17 protein-coding genes and 2 pseudogenes are annotated in these 17566 nt (G+C 62.8%); 14 read left to right on the top strand and 5 right to left on the bottom strand.

The annotated features are described in order from the left end of the window. Nucleotides 1-62 precede the first annotated feature (62 nt). The gene (locus tag NKJ94_RS23535; RefSeq protein WP_352528316.1) at nt 63-854 is read right to left on the bottom strand and encodes a site-specific integrase; all 792 of its coding nucleotides are present in this window, start codon (nt 852-854) and stop codon (nt 63-65) included. Further along, nucleotides 851-2386 (bottom strand): tyrosine-type recombinase/integrase, encoded by a 1536-nt coding sequence (locus tag NKJ94_RS23530; protein ID WP_352528314.1) that lies wholly within the window; start codon nt 2384-2386, stop codon nt 851-853. Before NKJ94_RS23530 ends, NKJ94_RS23535 begins: the two co-directional genes overlap by 4 nt. A gap of 123 nt (nt 2387-2509) precedes the next feature. Between NKJ94_RS23530 and NKJ94_RS23525 the strand changes: the two are divergent. From NKJ94_RS23525 to NKJ94_RS23475, 11 genes and pseudogenes are all read left to right on the top strand, one after another. After that, nucleotides 2510-4327, top strand: a pseudogene (locus tag NKJ94_RS23525) (strawberry notch C-terminal domain-containing protein); the annotation flags it as partial. A 12-nt stretch (nt 4328-4339) separates the two neighbouring features. Next, a complete protein-coding gene (locus tag NKJ94_RS23520) occupies nt 4340-5395 on the top strand; it encodes a DUF7146 domain-containing protein (RefSeq protein WP_352528312.1) in 1056 nt (351 codons plus the stop codon). A 247-nt stretch (nt 5396-5642) separates the two neighbouring features. Further along, on the top strand, nt 5643-6584 hold the full coding sequence (locus NKJ94_RS23515; protein ID WP_352528310.1) for a DUF2493 domain-containing protein: 942 nt from the start codon (nt 5643-5645) through the stop codon (nt 6582-6584). Between the two features lie 63 nt (nt 6585-6647). Next, nucleotides 6648-6908, top strand: coding sequence for a type II toxin-antitoxin system prevent-host-death family antitoxin (locus tag NKJ94_RS23510; RefSeq protein WP_352528308.1), 261 nt, complete (start codon nt 6648-6650; stop codon nt 6906-6908). Continuing rightward, nucleotides 6898-7316, top strand: a pseudogene (locus tag NKJ94_RS23505) (hypothetical protein). The gene NKJ94_RS23510 and the pseudogene NKJ94_RS23505 overlap by 11 nt, the downstream one beginning before the upstream one ends. 157 nt (nt 7317-7473) lie before the next feature. Further along, nucleotides 7474-7755 (top strand): type II toxin-antitoxin system TacA family antitoxin, encoded by a 282-nt coding sequence (locus tag NKJ94_RS23500; RefSeq protein WP_352528306.1) that lies wholly within the window; start codon nt 7474-7476, stop codon nt 7753-7755. Further along, the gene (locus tag NKJ94_RS23495) at nt 7756-7941 is read left to right on the top strand and encodes a hypothetical protein (protein WP_352528304.1); all 186 of its coding nucleotides are present in this window, start codon (nt 7756-7758) and stop codon (nt 7939-7941) included. Nucleotides 7942-7994: 53 nt separating this feature from the next. Further along, entirely contained in the window at nt 7995-8261 is a 267-nt protein-coding gene (locus NKJ94_RS23490; protein WP_352528334.1) for a GNAT family N-acetyltransferase, read from the top strand. 200 nt (nt 8262-8461) lie between these two features. Further along, the gene (locus NKJ94_RS23485; RefSeq protein ID WP_352528302.1) at nt 8462-8995 is read left to right on the top strand and encodes a hypothetical protein; all 534 of its coding nucleotides are present in this window, start codon (nt 8462-8464) and stop codon (nt 8993-8995) included. A 715-nt stretch (nt 8996-9710) separates the two neighbouring features. After that, nucleotides 9711-10034, top strand: coding sequence for a DUF736 domain-containing protein (locus NKJ94_RS23480; protein ID WP_006205585.1), 324 nt, complete (start codon nt 9711-9713; stop codon nt 10032-10034). 57 nt (nt 10035-10091) lie between these two features. Further along, a complete protein-coding gene (locus tag NKJ94_RS23475; RefSeq protein ID WP_352528300.1) occupies nt 10092-10433 on the top strand; it encodes a hypothetical protein in 342 nt (113 codons plus the stop codon). Nucleotides 10434-10550: 117 nt separating this feature from the next. Here the strand turns inward: NKJ94_RS23475 and NKJ94_RS23470 are convergent, their stop codons facing one another. Both NKJ94_RS23470 and NKJ94_RS23465 read right to left on the bottom strand, forming a co-directional pair. Beyond that, a complete protein-coding gene (locus NKJ94_RS23470; protein WP_352528298.1) occupies nt 10551-10961 on the bottom strand; it encodes a hypothetical protein in 411 nt (136 codons plus the stop codon). Then, complete coding sequence (locus NKJ94_RS23465) at nt 10958-11638, bottom strand: nucleotide-binding protein (RefSeq protein ID WP_352528296.1); 681 nt, start codon at nt 11636-11638, stop codon at nt 10958-10960. Before NKJ94_RS23465 ends, NKJ94_RS23470 begins: the two co-directional genes overlap by 4 nt. Nucleotides 11639-12129: 491 nt before the next feature. Between NKJ94_RS23465 and NKJ94_RS23460 the strand changes: the two genes are divergently transcribed. Then, nucleotides 12130-12537 carry a hypothetical protein gene (locus NKJ94_RS23460; protein ID WP_352528293.1) on the top strand — a complete coding sequence of 136 codons (408 nt, stop codon included), beginning with the start codon at nt 12130-12132 and terminating at the stop codon, nt 12535-12537. A 509-nt stretch (nt 12538-13046) separates the two neighbouring features. Further along, nucleotides 13047-14777 (top strand): relaxase/mobilization nuclease domain-containing protein, encoded by a 1731-nt coding sequence (locus NKJ94_RS23455; RefSeq protein ID WP_352528291.1) that lies wholly within the window; start codon nt 13047-13049, stop codon nt 14775-14777. A 444-nt stretch (nt 14778-15221) separates the two neighbouring features. On the opposite strand, the gene NKJ94_RS23450 is transcribed toward NKJ94_RS23455, so the two are convergent. Then, complete coding sequence (locus NKJ94_RS23450; protein ID WP_352528289.1) at nt 15222-16139, bottom strand: LysR family transcriptional regulator; 918 nt, start codon at nt 16137-16139, stop codon at nt 15222-15224. A gap of 166 nt (nt 16140-16305) precedes the next feature. Between NKJ94_RS23450 and NKJ94_RS23445 the strand changes: the two genes are divergently transcribed. Beyond that, nucleotides 16306-17553 (top strand): hydantoinase/carbamoylase family amidase, encoded by a 1248-nt coding sequence (locus NKJ94_RS23445; RefSeq protein ID WP_352528287.1) that lies wholly within the window; start codon nt 16306-16308, stop codon nt 17551-17553. The last annotated feature ends 13 nt before the right edge of the window (nt 17554-17566 follow it).

Below are 17566 nucleotides of genomic sequence, written 5' to 3'. Positions count from 1 at the left end.
GGACAGGTGTCGCCTCAAGATACCAATAGGTGTTGGCAACCTCGGCATGGCCGAGATAGTGCTCAGTGCACGCATGTGTCGCAGAATAGCTTGCGGATCATTCCCGCAGGCTTCCAGAGATCGCACTGCGAAGGTGTGGCGCAGATCGTGCAGCCGGGGACCCGGCCCTGTCGGGTTGCGGTACCCGAGCTGTCTGACAATCCGGACGAAGACCACATGGGCTCTGGTCTTGGTCGGGGCATGACCGTGACCGAGCACAAAAAGATGTCGCTTGCGCCACCAAACTCCCGTCGGACGGCAAGGTATTGCTCAAGCGCAGTCCGGGTTGAAGCGTGCAACGGGACGAGGCGGCTTTTACCGAACTTGCCGCTGCGAACCATAAGGCCGTCATCCGTCAGATCATCGCAGCGGAGGGAAATAGCTTCCGAAATGCGGAGCCCAGTCGAGGCAAGCAATCCGAACAGATGATGATATGTAAGCGGGCTGATCGGAGCCAAGCCCGGCACCTTCAGGGCCTCCGCCATGATGCTTGCGATCTGATCCGGCATCAGAATGTACGGAGCTGGCCGCCGCCTTCTGCCGCGGCCCATCAGCCCTGCGGTCGGCACTTCATGCCGTGGGTCTTCACCGTGCAGAAACTCGGCAAAGGCGCGAGCGAGGCCAAAACGGATACGGGCGGCGTTCGGCGTAGCCGCTTCACGCACCCATTCCAGTATCAACTCGGCTGTTATGATGGTGGCGGCTCTTTCGCTGGCGAGTGCAGCGAACTGGCTCAGTGCCTGTTCCTGCGCATCGAACTTCTTACCGAGGGCGCGATGCAACTGGATATAGCGATTGACGTGGCGTTGGATCATGATGCTGCTCCCGGCCAAGACTGGGCAACGGCTGCCAGCATCGAGACATCCACCTTCGCGTAGATCGCCGTCGTGTCCCGAGAGGCGTGCCGGAGTGCGATGCCGATCTGATCAAGATCGGCGCCGTCGCGCAGCCAGGCGGACGCCAGTGAGTGACGGAACACATGGGATCCTGTCGGCAGGTGGGAAAATCCACCACGCTTCAGGATGCGGGCGACGATGCCGGCGATCTCGGCCGAAGACCGCAGCGGAGTAAACGGCGCTTGAGTCCGCAGAAATACCCGGTCCGTCGAGACGGCGGGCCGCGCATCCTCGATGTAGGCGAGAAGTGCATCACCTGCATCCTGGGGCAACGGTAGCATCGTCCCGCGACGACTTTTGCCATGCAACCGTAATCGACCGGCCCGCCAGTCGATATCGGAAAGGCGCAACTGCCACACATCCCCCGCCCGCAGCGCCATTCGCGCGAGCAGGAGGAGGATGGCGCGATCCCGGATATCAACCGGTGTCGTCGTGCCAGAGGATGCAATGATATCTTCAATCGTTGCCGCCGGGATCACGCGCGGAACGGTTGATAGCTTCCGTCGAACTGCTGGCGGCACTGCATGCAACAGAAATGGGGCGCAAAGCCCTTGGCTGACGGTAAAGCGCAGAAACGCGCGCAGCACGGTCACCGTCATTCGGATCGAAGAGCGCGATCGTTCCGGACCCTGATCCAGAACGATCGAGCGGATTGTCGCTGCATTGTAGTGCGCCGGATCCTTGCCGAGAACATCGATCCAACGTCCGGCTTCTTGCCGATAGCGCCGGATCGTCTCCTCCGTCGCCCCACGCTCGCGGCGCAGCCATTGGGCTAAACCGTCCAGTCGCGGATCGCTCTCGAGAGTATCGGGTGGCGCAGAGGGATCGATCACGCCTTGGTCACGCAGGAAATTGACGAAACGACGAGCACCGCGACGGCGATCCTTGGTTCCCGTGCCAATTACCCGTCGGCCCCGCTTGGTTCGGATACCGCACCGACAATTGTGGATAGCAAACTGTTCAATGGTGACGTCAGTGATCTCCTTTGCAGGAATACGCGCCTGCAAGATCCATTCGGCGAAATGCTGTGCCTGACTCAGTCGCCCGGTATAGGTCACCTTGCTGTAGCCGACGGCTCTAAGCCGGATGGCGAACTCTGGCAGGTATTTGTCCAACCGTTCGACACTGGTCGGAAGGGTCACGATCCCGGCATTCTCCAGATAGCGGAGGAAACGGCGGACATCGGTCATGTAGACCGGGTCACGCAGCTGGCGCGGTCTATAGCGCCCGCAACGACAGCGATGCCGCGCGAAACGATCAACCGCTGCCGCATCAAGATCCTTGTAGGCGATAGCATGGGCGCTTGCCCACTTCAGGAAATGTCGCGCCGCGCTCAGGGCACCTGCCGCGAGCTTGGGGTGCTGCGCCAGATAGCCATGGACGAGAGCACGATCGTCGAGAACGGCGGCGCGGTGGTCGCCGCCAGAGCGAGAGTTGGGATGGGAAGCCATGAGGGGTGTCCTTCTGCTGTTGAGAGCAGAGGCATCATGATTATGCCAAGTGGAGATGAGGAAATGAAAAAGCAGATCAAAGAGTTGACCCGCCGTGCTCTGCATAATGCGGACGCGGCATATTACGTCGGCGGGTACTTGATGCATTCCTTCTCCACTCAGTTGTTCGAGGAATATTCGGACGCGGAGGGCAACGTCCTTTCGCGTCCTGTCCACGACGAAGATGGCAACCCGGTCCAGTGCCGCGAGGCGGTTCGCCGGCGCGACGAGATGATGGAAAAAATTGCATCGCTGCCGTCGGTCGGAAGCGCGCTCGATCAGATCCTCCACCACTTTGGCACCGACACCGTCGCCGAGGTGACCGGCCGCACCCGGCGTATCGTCAAGAAGACCGGCCGCGACGGCATCGACCGGCTGTCCGTCGAAAACCGCCCTGGCTCGGCCAATCTCGCAGAAACCCAGAGTTTTATGGATGACGACAAGAGCGTTCTGATCTTCTCCGACGCCGGCGGCACAGGCCGCTCCTATCACGCCGATCTCGGGGTCAAGAACCAGAGGCTGCGCAAGCACTATCTGCTCGAGGCCGGCTGGCGCGCCGACAACGCCATCCAGGGTCTCGGACGGACCCACCGCACAAATCAGAAGCAACCGCCGCTGTTCCGGCCCATGGCCGCGAACGTGAAGGCCGGCAAGCGCTTCCTGTCGACGATCGCACGACGGCTCGACACGCTGGGCGCGATCACGCGCGGCCAGCGCCAGACCGGCGGGGCAGGGCTGTTCCGTGCCGAAGACAATCTCGAAAGCGCCTATGCCCGCGCGGCGCTGCGGCAGTTCTATCATCTGCTGCACCAAGGCAGGATCGAGGGCTGCTCGCTCACGACCTTCGAGACTGTGACCGGGCTGTCGCTGACGACTGACGAGGGCGGGCTGCGCGACGAGTTGCCGCCGATCACGACCTGGCTCAATCGCCTGCTGGCGTTGCGCATCGAAACCCAGAACCTGTTGTTCGAGGTGTTCGAGCAGCTGATGGCGGCGAAGGTTGAGGGCGCGATCGCCGCCGGAAACTATGACAAGGGACTGGAGACGATCACGGCCGAAAGCATCGTCGTCACCGATCGCCGCACCGTCTACGCGCACCCGGTCTCCGGCGCGCAGTCGCATGTGCTGACCGTCGCGCGCAAGGACCGTATCCGGCCGCTCGGCCTGGTCGACGCACTGGCCATTGTCCGGGCGGAGCCGCAATCGGTTCTGCTGGTGAACACACGTTCCAGTCGCGCGGCGATCCGGCTGCCGACGGCGAGCCTGATGCTCGACGACGGCACGATAGAGCACCGCGTACGCCTGCTGCGGCCGACCGACGAGCTGCGCTTCGGTCTCGACGCCCTTGCCGAAACCCATTGGCAGCCGGCCGACCGAAAACTGTTCTGCGACCTGTGGCAGGCAGAAGTCGCCGCCGTCCCGGACTTCATCACCAGCACCTTTCATATCGTGACGGGTCTGCTGCTGCCGATCTGGCGTCGGCTGCCGGACGACGACTGTCGAGTCTATCGTATGCAGACCGACGCCGGCGAACGCATCATCGGGCGCCACATCGCGCCGACGCTGGTCGCGACCATGTTGCGCAATCTCGGGGTCGACGATGTTCCGACCCTCGCTCCGGACGAGGCATGGACCGGCTTGATCGAGGGGCGGATCGGGTTGCAGCTCGCCGATGGCCTGATTGTGCGCCGCAGCCGCGTCATGAACGACTATCGTGTCGAATTGATCGGCTTCACCGACGCGATGGTCCCTCGGCTGAAGGCGCTGGGACTGATCTCCGAGATCATCGCCTGGAAGCTCCGGCTGTTCATCCCGACGACCGCGCAAGGGTCCGCCATCCTCGCCGCGCTCCTCGACCGCCATACGCTGGTTGGTGTCACCGACCGTACCTCGGCGACTTGAGGGGAGGCGATCATGACCGGCTCGGCCTCCGAGCTGGCACGCCGCCTTGGCGAACACGCCGAGGCGGTGTGCCGGGAATATCTCTCCAACGGCCATCGCTCCGGCAATTACTGGATGGTCGGCGATGTCCGCAACACGCGCGGCCGCTCCATGCATGTTCGGCTCAAGACCAGTTCCAAGGGCCCTGCGGGTAAGTGGGTCGATGAGGCGACCTCCGAATTTGGCGATCTGCTCGATGTCCTCCGCGAAAGCTGTGGTCTGGTCGACTTCCGCGAAGTCGCGGATGAAGCACGTCGCTTCCTCTCCATGCCGCTGCCACCGCCCCAGCTCCCACCCCAGCCCGCTGGCGCGCAGCGCCAGCCTGCCGCGGCACGCGGCTCTCCCGACGCCGCGCGTCGCCTGTTCGCCATGTCGCAGCCGATCGCGGGCACGCTGGCGGAACACTATCTTGCCTGCCGCGGCATTCTGCTCTCCCCGCATGAGGGCGCGCTGCGCTTCCATCCCGGCTGCTACTACAGGGATCTCGTAACGGGCGAGACGCGGACGCTGCCTGCCCTGATTGCCGCTGTCACCAGCCTCGACGGGCGTATCACCGGTCTACAACGCATCTGGCTCGATCCTTCGGGTCAGGGCAAGGCGCAACTCGCCGATCCACGCCGCTCGCTGGGGGATCTCCTTGGCAACGGCATCTGGCTAGGCCACCAGCCCGGTGCCCCCGTCCCGGTCATGGCCGCCGGCGAGGGGTTCGAGACGATGGCGTCGCTTAAGGTGGTGATGCCGGTGCTGCCGGTGGCCGCCGCCACCTCGGCCAATCACCTTGCCGGCCTGAGGCTTCCGCCCGGCTGCCGCCGCCTCTACATCGCAGCCGATGCCGACGCCGCCGGCCGGCACGGCATCGAGCGTCTCAGCCAGCGCGCAGGCGAGGCCGGGATCCTCGCCCTGGTGTTGCGGCCGCAGCTCGGCGACTTCAACGACGATCTGCGTCATCTCGGCCTCGGCCGTCTCGCGGCATGGCTTAGCGATCAGCTCGTTCCGGAAGATGCCCGTCTCTTCCTGCCGCCCGGGTGAACGGGTCGGGCCGGCAGGCGGGCAGGGGCGGCGTCGCCGGATAGCCTGCAGGCATGGCCGCGGTCCACCGCAGAGGCCGCGCCCGCGGCCTGCCCGAGAGGCGACCCCTGCCACCCCCTGGACGCGGCCGCAACGGCTGCGCCGTCCTCCGCTCGCGCTTCGGCCTTCGGTGCGGCCGCGTCCGGGGCGCGGCCGGGATGCGCTGTCAGGCCGCGATAGCCGCGGCCACAACCGACGGAGACACGCCATGGCTTACGACCTTCCGCTCGACGACGCCTACGAGCCCTACCACGCCTCCTCGCCGACCGACCGCGTCATCCTCGAACTGCAGATGTACGGCCATCGCCCGCATCAGGACGAACCCGATCCCCGGCCACTTCCCGACGACGAGGTGATCCGGGCCGGCCTCGCCGGGATCGTCGAGACCTTCGCCGGCATGCTCGGCGACACCAGGCTCGAACCCGATCTTGACGACCTGCTCTGGTCCTTCGCAAACGTCTTCCACCGCGCCGCCGAGCGCGTCGCCCGCAGCCTCGACCGCAATGAGGAGGCGCAGCGTTCGAGCCAGCAGGAGCAGGACGGCTCCGAGGTGAAATCGGTCGAGCTGGAACGGCTCACCGCGGAAGGCATCACCTATATCGAGCGCCGCAACGTGCTCGAAATCATGCGCGATGAGGCTGCCGACCTCTACGAGGCACAAACCGGATCGGCATGGCGACCGCGCACCGGCTCCAAGGTCTCCCACCAGGCAATGACCGCAGCGGTGATCGACAGCCGCGACTTCCTCGCCGCCCGCCGCCACGCCGAAACCGAGGTGCTCGTTCCGGCCGGCACCAAAATCGCCTTCGCCGGCGGCCTCGACTGCAACGATCACGACCGGATCTGGGACGCGCTCGACAAGGCTCGCGAGAAGCATCCCGACATGGTCCTGCTCCACGGCGGCAGCCCGCGCGGCGCCGAGCGCATCGCCGCCTGCTGGGCAGAGAACCGCAAGGTCACCCAGATCGCCTTCAAGCCAGACTGGAACCGGCACGCCAAGGCGGCGCCGTTCCGCCGCAACGATCAGCTGCTCTCGGTCGTGCCCTACGGCCTGATCGTCTTTCCCGGTTCCGGCATCACCGAAAACCTTGCCGACAAGGCGCGTGGGCTTGGCATCCCCGTGTGGCGGTTCGCGGAGGGCGGCGCGTAAGCGCCGTTTTCTTGCAAATCTAGAAAATCCAGATAATATGGGGACTGATCAAGGAGCCCAGCCATGCGCCAATTCACGACGGGGGATCTGAACAAACAGGTTGGCGACGTCACCGACGTTGCCAGCCGCGAACCCGTTATTCTTACCAAGCACCGGAAACCCCGGTTCGTGCTGATGAGTTACGAGCACTACGAACGGATGCTCATCGGCGGCGATCCCCGCCGCGCATACCGTGTCTCCGAGATGCCGCAGGAACACACGGAACTCTTCGCCGCCGAGATCGACCGATTGGCGCGCGGGGAAGGATACGATGATGAGCGGTAGATTTCTGCCAGGTCAGGTAATTTCCTACCCGTATCTTTGGGCATGGCAACACCAGCGCGGCGAAACGGAAGGCCGCAAGAGCCGGCCGACCTGCGTGGTCATCGCTGTCCGCGGCGCAAGAGATGGCCGGACCCATCTCGCGCTCTGGCGATAAGCACCCAGCCACCGCCCGGCGATCGGGTCGGTTTGGAAGTCTCCGCTATCGAGTGCCGCCGCGCCGGTCTGACCGATCTCAAGCGCTGTTGGATCGTGGTTGACGAATACAACTACGATATTGCCGAACGCACCTGGTACATCGAATCCGACGGTAAGCCCCTCGGTCGTTTCAGCAAGGCATTCATGATGAAGATCGCAGGCGCCTTTATCGAAGCGCGCAGCGAGGGCCGCCGCGTCAGCCGCCTGGATTGACCTTCTCTTTTTGCGGCAGGGAGCATACCTCGGATCGGACCAGTCCGCCGTTGCCGATGCCTTTACGCCGGTCACGGGAACAGGAATGGCTTCGTCACGCAAATCCGGTGTCATGCTGCTTTGCGCCGACGTATTCCATTCAGGAAAGGAACGCAGCATGGCCGCCGCCGCAAATAGGAAGATATCCGTTTCGATGCGGTTTCGTAGCGATGATCTCACCATCATCGACCGCGGCGCGGAACTGCTTGGCCTGTCGCGCACCGAGTTCATGCGCCGCGCAGCACTCCATGAAGCCCAGACCGCGGTCCTGAACGAGACCGTCATCGGGCTCTCGCCTGACGCCTATGACGCGTTCATGCAGGCGATCTCGCCGCCTGCCGCGGCTCCATCGCCAAAGGCGGCCGAGCGTCTGCGCAGGTCAGCGCCGTGGGAACGATAGGTGGCGATTTCAGCCGTTGAACTGCTCGATGACACGCACCGGCTCGACGCGTTCGGCTGCGGCAGGCCGGCGCTCAATGCCCGGCTGACCGGATTTGCGCGAACCAACCAAGGCCGCCGCTTCACCCGCGTCCTGGTCGTTCACGATGGCGGGGCCGTGGTCGGCAATTACGGACTGAGGGTGTGATCCAACCAAACAGCGCGCCACGCGCGATCCGCGCCGCATGACCGCCGGATCCGATCCCCTGTCTCCGGATCGGGCAACTTGCAGTCGATCAACGCTATGCAGGGCAGGGCATCGGCAGCGGACTGGTCAAGGACGCGCTGCAGCGTTGTATCGCTGGGGCCGATGTTGTTGGCGGCCGCGCGGTCATTGTCAGGGCGATCGACGCCGAGGCCGAGCGCTACTGGCAGAGCTGGGGCTTCATTCCTGGGCGAGACAATCCGTCGGTGCTCATGCGCTCGATCCAGGACATGAACCTCTGGCTGGCCGACAAAGGCCATTAGCTCCACGCGCGTAACGCCTCCGGCAGCGGCAGGGTCCGGGCGCGCCGGCCTGCGGCCGGCCGGGCTCTCGTCGCGGCGTCCCGCCGTTCCCCGAGCCGGCTTCGCCGTCTCGGCCTTCGGGTGACGCTCCCTCGCGCAGGGCCAGAGGGAGAGGGCGGCCGGCGCGGGGCGGGGGACGCTGGAGAGAAGGGAAAGTCACGATGTCGATGATATTCATAGGTGGATCACGCGAGATATTCGAGCTGCCGGAACCTGCCATCGCTCGCATCGGCGCAATCGTTGCTGCCGAGCACGGCGTGCTGATTGGCGACGCGCCCGGAGCCGATGCCGAGGCGCAGGGCCTGCTCGCTGGCTACGGCTACGAACATGTCGGGGTCTTCCATGCGGGCAAGGAACCCCGCAACAATCTGGGCGACTGGGCCGCCTACTATGTCCCGTCTCCTGAAGGCGCTCACGGGTATTGGTTCCACGCTGCCAAGGACCGGGAGATGGCGCGGCGCGCCGACTTTGGGATGATGGTCTGGGACGGTGCATCACCCGGGACGGCCGTCAACGTGCTTCGGCTCGCCATCGCGAACAAGCCGTGCGTCATTTACGATCTGGCCAGGGGCAGCATGGCGATGACGTACAATGTGGAAGACTGGTGCGCCATGCTCCGCCATGCCGGTCCCGACATTCGCCACCAGGCCGAAGCCCGCATGATGCCGGACGAGCGTCTGGCGTTGCCGGGATGATGTACGCGCGGTTCCGCCGACAGCCCGGGGGGCCGACCTCCGATATGCCTGATCCGGCCCCGCGCCGCCACCTCCACTTCTATGAACGGCATGGGCCGGCCCCTTTCGAAACCGGCACACGCGCAGAGCCACGGGGCGTTGTGCACTATGATCATCTTGACCCGTCTCGCATCTGAAGCGGGTGCAAGCGTGCCGAACATCCTGGCTTGCTTGGTCATCCAACCTGGCTGCGCGGTATCATCCCCCGGGGGGCGTGAAGTTCGCTGCCAGTCGGCTTCGATCTCGAAACCGCTGTGCCGCCATACCGAACGCGCAAGGCGGTTCACGCGTCATGCTGCTGTTCGAGGTATTGACGACGCAGGCGACATGACCCGAGAGGCTGCAGCCTGTTCCTGCGATCCGGCAGCGTTGCGTCGGCGGTCAAGCGATGGCGGCCTGAGTTCTTGTCCATCTGCCGCATCCGGGGCCATTCCCGTTTCATGTCGCCTTTGTAGACGACCGCCTGCTTTGTGCGGTCAACCCCCGTTGGGGGTACTCTCGGCGAATATTCTGGAAAATTCGATTTCTGTTTTTGTCTGCGGGCAGGCGAAGGGCCTGCCCGCTATTTTTCGGCAAATAGAATTTTCCAGAATTTTCGCCGAGATGACCGCAGCAGGACGGCCCTCTCCTTTGGCGCCATCGGGAATGGTCCCGATGCAACCGAAGGAGAACTACCATGGCCACCACGATCGCAAACCTCACCACCAAGGCCGACGGCTCGATGGAAGGCGTCTTTGCCACGCTCCGGGTCAATGCCCCGATCACCCTCATCCCGAACACCAACAAGTCGCGCGAGGACGCACCCGACTACCGGATCGTCAACAAGCGAACGGGCTTCGAGATCGGAGCCGGCTGGCACCGCATCTCCCAGCGTTCGGGAGAGGAATACCTCTCGGTCAAGCTCGAAGCCCCCGAGATCGGCGTCATCTTCGGCAATCTCGCTCCCGCCCCGGGTGGCGAGGAAAACAAGAAGGTCATCCTCTGGAACAACCCCCAGTGAGGCATCGGTGGCCGGCCCCGCAAGGGGCCGGCTTCCCCACCGGCAAAGGAGGTTGCAATGAGCCGCTACACCATCACTGTCACTGGCACCGTCCCCGGACAGGTCCGCTCGGATCCAGACGCTGTCATCGGCTACGATCCACCGCTTCGCACCTACTTCCTGCAAGCGTTCCCGCACGAAGAAACCGACGAGCCCCGTCTTTGGCTTGGCACCCACGATCGCGCGTTCGAAACGCTTGGATATCTTCGCCACGCCGCGACTGCGCACGGCTACGACTTCATGCCGCTGCCGCCCGAAATGGCTGCAAAGCTGGTCGAGGACAAAGCGGCAGCCGGCGATCGTTCGAAACGGGCCGGAATCCTCGGTGAACTGCTGAAACACCTCAACCAACCCGAGTAGGCAAACACATCTCAGGGCCCGCGACGGAAAACTCCGTCGCGGGCCCTTTTTTTGCGCGTCGCAAAGAGCCACGAACATCACCCGTCACAGCATGCGACAGCGACTCCATACCGCCGATTATTCCTTTGGCAGTTTATGCTTATGAATGCGGATATAATCCTGCACAGCCTTTCGCAGCAGTTCGGTCATGCTGTGCCCGTTGCTGATCGCCAGTAACTTGAACTGGCGCTGCTCCGCAGCCGTCAGGTAGTAACCGCAGCGGATCATCTCCTCCTCGCGAATCTTCTTTCCGGCGACGGGATCCTTTTTCTGACCCTGCCGCAGCAGCTTGCGAAAGTCAGGCGTTGCACCCGATGCCGGCTCGAGCGTCTGCGGCATGGCCGATCCGGCATTTGGCTCCAGCTTCTGCCCCTCATTTTTCGGGGATGAAATGAACATGCTCGGCAATGCCGGCGGCTGCGTGGAAATCGCCTTCATCATGCGGGCTTTCTTGTCGTCACCGGGTTTCGGTGCGGGTTCTTCGCTCATGCCGCGTTCCTTGTGGCTTCGATGAAGGTTTGCAGAAGGTCGTCGAAGACCCCTTCGCTCTCGGCAACCGCCTTCGCATCGGGCACCGCGGGGCTGTAAAGGGTTTGCCCGGTCTGAAGGTCGCGGTAGGCAACGCGATTGTGCAGGACGTGTTCTGCAATCGGCGTGCCGTTGGCCTGGATGATGGCGCGCAGTTCGGTCAGGGCTCGCGCCCTGCCATCGATGATGGTCTGCTTGGTCAGCACGAATATCGCAGGCAGCGGTCTACCACGGCTCTCGACCGCCAGCGGGATGTAGTGGTCCGTGATCTGGATGGCGGCGGTCACATCGTCGAGGGCAAAATAGACCGGCACGACGACAATATCGGCTGCGAAGAGCCCGGCCATGAGGTTGTCATTTGTGGTGCCTTCCGTATCGATCAAGACGACGGAGCGCTCACCGTTGTGAATGGCTGCGGCGTCAAGGATTTCCTGCGGGGTCATCGCGCTCACCAGCTGGAGCCTGTCGGGACAATTGCCAGCCTCACACAGCATCTGGAACCAGCGGTTCATGTTCTGCCGCCGGTCGCCGTCGATAAGAGTGACCGAATAGCCCCGATGCAGCGCGACGGATGCGAGGGTGCGCAGCATCGTCGATTTGCCAGTGCCGCCCTTGGGGATCGCAGCGGAGATGATCATGGGGGCCTCCTTCCGGCGTAGGCTCCTTGTTTCCATGTTAACATGGAAACAAGTCATCATGGACACATGGATAATATCACGGTCAAAACATGGTGACATAGTCAACGGGGCGAACCGGTTTGGCAACCCGGGCGCGCCCCGATAAGCCCCGCTCGGGGTGCAGACATTGCAGAGCTGCTATCAGTGAGGAAGGGGTCTGGCAGGCTGACCGGAGTGCGGATCGCCCTGATGTTTCCATGTTAACATGGAAACAAGTCTTCAACGCATCATGGAGACATCAAAGCAAATCGCGATGGAGACATCTTCGAAGTTGCAGTTGTCGGACCGCGCCGTTGGGCAACTGCGTTGGGTGAGAAGACGTGCGCCCGTATTTTCCATTCCCCTGGCTCCTATTGGCTGGCTCCTATTGGCAGGATAGCCTATTTTGTGATACACACAAAATAGGCGGCGCGGCCCTGGCGGGCCTTAGCGCCCGCAAGCGGGCTTGAGAGATGGATGCAGACGCCCAGAAAGCAGCGGTCAAGAGCGCGTCACGACGCTATGGCGAGGTGACGCACATCCGGTTTTCGGCTGACGAGCTGGCTAACCTCAAAGCCATTTCGGAGCGGGACCGCGTAACCGTCAGCGAGGTCGTCCGGCGTCTCGCGCGGGCAGAGGCCGGGCATCTGCCTATCGCATCAGAGGCGTTGCGGCCGGCGATCGTGGACATGACCGACCAGCTGCGGCGCGTCGGCGTCAATTTCAATCAGGCCGTGCGCGCCATGAATGACGGCCGCGTTGCCCACGATGAGGATCTTGAACAGGCGCTGGTCGCCGTGGGCAACCTGGTGCGGCAGTTTCGCGAGGAACTGAAGGCGATGACCGTTGATCCCCGCAAGGCGAGGGAGGCCAAGCCATGAGCGGTCGTCTTGCTGGCTACGCGGCCGAAATCGAACGCTATCTTCGAGGCGAGTCCGGCGTGAAGCGTGAGGACCTGGACGACGACAAGTCCGTGACGGGCGCCCGACGCGAGGCCGGTGAATTCCAGGCGATGAAGAGTTATGAGCGGACCGGTGGCGGCGGACGCCTCGGGCAAGGACAAGCCGGCTCGACGCTAGGTGGCGGCAGGAACGCCCCTCGTTCGTCGGCGGAAGGGACAGGACTGGCGGGGAGCTCCATGTCCAACAGGGCACCGAAGTCCACTGCTGCTGCGAGCTCGCCCAAGGCCGCTAGCGCGCCGATCATGGTCTATGGCGCCACGCTCGCCGGTTTCCGGCCGGAAGAGGAGGAGGAAGACTGGAAGCGGCGCGGCGGCGGCGGCGGTCGCGGTGCTGGCCGCTCTGGCGGTACAGAGCGAGCGGCGAGGGCGGGCTATCAGGCGCGGGCCGTGGCGGCACGGGCAGGCTATGCGGCGGGTGCGCAGCCTGCCGTGTTCAAGGTCATGCCCAATCCGCCGTCGACCAGGGAAGCCGCCGCCCGGCTGCTCAATTACATCGGCAAGCGCGACGACGAAAAAGGCGAGAAACACGACATCGAGATTTTCGACGAGGACGGGCAGGTCCTGGCGACAGGCGGCGCACGAAAGGCGTTCCTGGAAACGTTTTGCGAGACATTCGACCCGCCATTGGAAAATACCAATTTTATCGAGGTTCGTTTCGAGCTCGCCGGCCAGGTCACCGATGCCGCCTTGAGCGAGGCGCTGAAAAAGGCCTTCGGTGCAAAGCCGTTCATCTACGCACAGGATGGTCAGGCGGTGCAGGTTTACGCACACACCGATGAGCGGGCAGGGCCGCTTGCGCGAGTCCTGGCCGGCGGTCGGGAGAATTCGCGCAGCAAGGCGCTCGACAAGATCGAGGCGCGCTTGTCTGAAGGCATGGGCGCGGCGGGGGTGGTCGCCAAGGCAGAAGTAACGGCGGCCGTGAGCCGTGAACCCAAAGCGAAATATTTCCTGCAGAAGTTCATCCGCACCCACAGCCAAGTCCGCCACGCAAATGGCGAGCCTGTGCCCGGGGTGAAGAATTCCACGAAGGCTGCGGCTTCGGTCTATGAGCAATGGCGGCCGCAGTTTTCAGGGCGTGAGCGCCGCAATGCCTATCACCTGCTGTTCTCGGCAAGAGCTGGCACCGATGCCAACGCCGTCATGGCTGCGGCGCGCGCTGTACTCGAGGAGCGCGCGCCAGGATACAAGTTCGTCTTGGCGCATCACAAGGACACCAAGCACGTCCATATCCATGCGATGGTGCAGGCACGGTCAGCCGATGGCGAGCGCCTGAAATTCTACAAGCCTGATCTCGCAGCCTGGCGCGAGACCTTTGCGGAAAAAGCACGCGAGAACGGCATTGCGATGGTGGCGACGCGGCGCATGGACCATGCGATGACGCGTCCATTCACGAAGGAGCATGCCGGAGCCTACAGCCGCGCCCAGAGCGATCCGCGCTACCAGGTCAGCGCCAGGACGATCGAGCGAGTGGAGGCCAAGCGGCAACGCCGTCTGGATGGGCAATCCCTTGTCGTGAACGGCGATGCAATTGCTGCCGCATGGCAAAAGACTGTGACGACGATGCGGACCGCGGGCGTAGTCGGTCAGGCTCTCGCTGCAGCGGAGTCGATCGGCAACAATTTTCTGCAGTTCCGTCGCGATCGGACAAGGGAGGGGCAACCAGGTCCTGCCGCGGATCGCGGAGCTGATCAATCGGGGCAGAACTCTTTCCTGTCCCATCCTGGTATGAGAGAATTGAATGCACTGATAGGAGATTTGAACATGGCGCAAACCCCCTTGGAAATGCGGCGTCAGATGGCCCGCGTCAATCAGGCTCTGGACAACATGCGCGAGACGCTGCCGCCGGCGCATCAAGGACAGTTCGAACAGTATCGTGAAGAGGTGAACGATAAGATGCATGACCGTCTCGCGCGGCTGCAATTCGAGCGGCAACAGCAGCGTCGTGGTGGTGGCGGTGGCGAGCCGATCCCCGAGCGCGAGGCGCGAGGGCTAGACCTGCCAACTCGGGACGATCCCCGCCAGCCAGAGCAGCCGCGCACAGGCACCCAGCAGGAGAAGGTGAGAGCCAAGCAGAAGGACGCCAACAAACAGAAGGCTCATCAGGCAGAGGAGCAGGACCGCAAGACACAGCGCTCAAACGATAACGATTACGAGCGTTGATCAAGGGCCGATCTAGCGTCCTCGCGCGGTGGTCTATCGAAACGACGCATTCGTCACAGAATGGTCAGGCTGGATGGCAGCAATGCGCCTCAAAGTCGGACATTGCTGCTACCGAGATCAGAACCCAACAGCGGACGCTCATGCTAGCATTGTAACTTCGCCTTGCGCCTCATGCTGCCCGTTGATGCCTGACTTCCTTTGAATGAGATCCGACATTGCCGGTGATCAACGGGATCAAAGGGGGAAATTTTCCAAATATTGGTGAGGCCGATAATGCTCTTTGGTTAGAACTCACTCACCGTTTGGTGACCCTTGCAAGTAGTCTACATCTCACACCTTAAACCAAGCGACGGAGTGCCCGTCCAAGGCCTTCCGCCACGGCGAAATGCGCCATCTCGCGCCAGTCCTACACCAGCGATTTGATTGATCAGCGAGTTTCGGTTGCTAATGTGCTGGAGTTTCGAAATTCACGCCGGTATTCGTCTGGTCGTCAAGCACGGCCTCTGCTGCTTTCTCGAGCAACAGATGAATTGGGGTGGTGCCAGTGAGCGGCCGTACCACATAGATCTGCAATGGCGACGGCTCCGGGTCGGAACGAAGGCGCCGCAGGCGCCCAGATTCCACCTCTCCTCGGTAGAATTGCTCGGGAAGGTAAGCGAGACCAAGGCCGGCGATTGCAAGGCTTGCTGCTGTGCGAAACGTATTGCAGATCGTCAAATTGCGAAAATGGACATCATTCGTGGTCAGCCAAATCAGCGTCGATCCTCGAAACTGCCATTCACGCGACGTTGCAATGACCGGAAGTTCGCTCAACCCCTGAGGCGTCAGCACCTCGGGGACGGCTGGCAGTTCGGGACTGCACATCCAGGCAAATTGGATCATCTCGATCGGCTTTGAAGCGAAGCGTGACTGTGGCATTTCGCAGGCTGCAAACGCGACGTCGAGCGTACCGGCGTAGAGCTTCTCCTCGATGAGATGCGACAAGCTCACCTCAACTTCGAGCTGCAGACGAGGATAAGTCTGTCGCACAAAGCGTATGAGCGTGGGCAGCCAGGTAAGAGCCACAATTTCCGCAACCCCAAGCTTAACATATCCGACGATTTCCTCCTTTTCCGTCACGGCATGGATGAAACGATCCGAGGCAAGCAGGATCTCTTCGGCATAAGGCATCAACAATGCGCCCTGTGATGTCAGCCGAGCCGTGCGCTGGGAGCGGTCGAACAGAGGAACGCCAATACGCGCTTCCAACTCCTGTATCCGCATCGAAACCGCCGACTGTGTCGCATTCAGTCTGAGTGCGGCTTGGGCAAAGCTGCCGAGACGGGCCGCCCAGTAGAAGGTCTCGATCTGCCGGTGGTTCAAATCCGCTCTCCACGTCGATTCTTTTTACTTCAGATTTTCTGATGCGTCTCCACCGGAATAATTCGATTTTCCTGGCATGCCGCGCGTGACATTCATTCCTAGCCGCGACAGTTGTGCCCCCGGAGCTCGGCCAACCAACTCAAGTGTCGACTATAAGTGAGGAACAGTGCCCAATTCAGCCACCGTCATCGAGATAGATCCGTCGTTTGTTGAGAAGATTATTTTCGAACTCGCTTCTTATGGTGCCGTGGGTGAGAGCGGTGTTTCCCGCACCGTCTATTCTCCCGAGTGGGTGGGGGCGACTGACTACTACGCCCGGAGTTGTCAGGAAGCCGGACTTGAGGTGCACCGCGATACCGTCGGAAACGTCTGGGGGCGGCTTCGCGGGTCGACCGCTGACAAGGCGGTCGTCTCCGGCTCGCACATCGATTCCCAAACGCCTGGCGGCCGTTACGACGGGGCCCTTGGCGCCGTGGCGGCCCTGATCGCGGTCAAAGCCCTGAAGCAGCAGTTCGGGAAGCCGAGGCGCACCTTGGAAGCGGTCGCCTTCTGTGAAGAGGAATCGAGCCGCTTTCCGAATGCAAATTATTGGGGCTCTCGGGCAGTGGCCGGCAGGATCGCTCCAGGCGACCCGGAGCGGGTGATCGGCTTTTCGGGCGAGACGATCGCCGAAGCGATGCGCTCGGTTGGGCTCGATCCCGAGCGCATTCCCGAGGCGCGGCGCAATGACATCGACAGTTTCCTCGAACTTCACATCGAGCAAGGCCCGATCCTCGAACAGGCGGGGCTCCCGGTCGCCGTGGTCGATGCGATCACCGGAATCCGCCATTACAGCGCCGAACTCGCCGGGGTGCAGAACCATGCCGGCGCCTTCCCGATGGACATACGCCATGATCCACTGGCTGGCTTCGCCGAAATCGCTTCCGGCCTCATCAACACGGCGCATCGCCTGGGCCGGCCGGCCGTCACGACCGTCGGCCGCGTGCTGGTCGAGCCGAATTTCCCCGGCATTATTCCGGCCAAGGTGGCGTTCACGATCGATGCCCGCCATCCCGATGCGGCGGCACGCAGGCGGCTGTACGAAATGCATGAAGGGCTGATGCGCGAGGTTGCCGGCCGTAGAGGTCTCAACGTCGACTGGCGGGTCATGATCGACCATGAACCTTCGCCCTCGGATCCCGGGATCGTCGCCACCTTGCAGCGCGCCGCCGCCGAGCAAGGCGTGCCGTTCCTTATGATGGCGAGCGGCGCGGGTCATGATTCACAGCAGATGGCCGCCATCGCCAAGGTTGCGATGATATTCGTCCGCTCCAAGGACGGACGCAGCCATACGCCGGAGGAGTTTTCCTCGCTGGAGGATATTGTTGCCGGAATTCGCGTGCTTGCCGCCAGCCTGCACGCGCTTGCCTATTGAAGAGGAGCTAGCC

Origin of the sequence: Mesorhizobium sp. M0060 (assembly GCF_040323155.1) — a bacterium.
Classification (GTDB): domain Bacteria; phylum Pseudomonadota; class Alphaproteobacteria; order Rhizobiales; family Rhizobiaceae; genus Mesorhizobium.
Note: the sequence above shows the minus strand (reverse complement) of the source record. Positions and strands in the feature narration are given on the sequence as shown.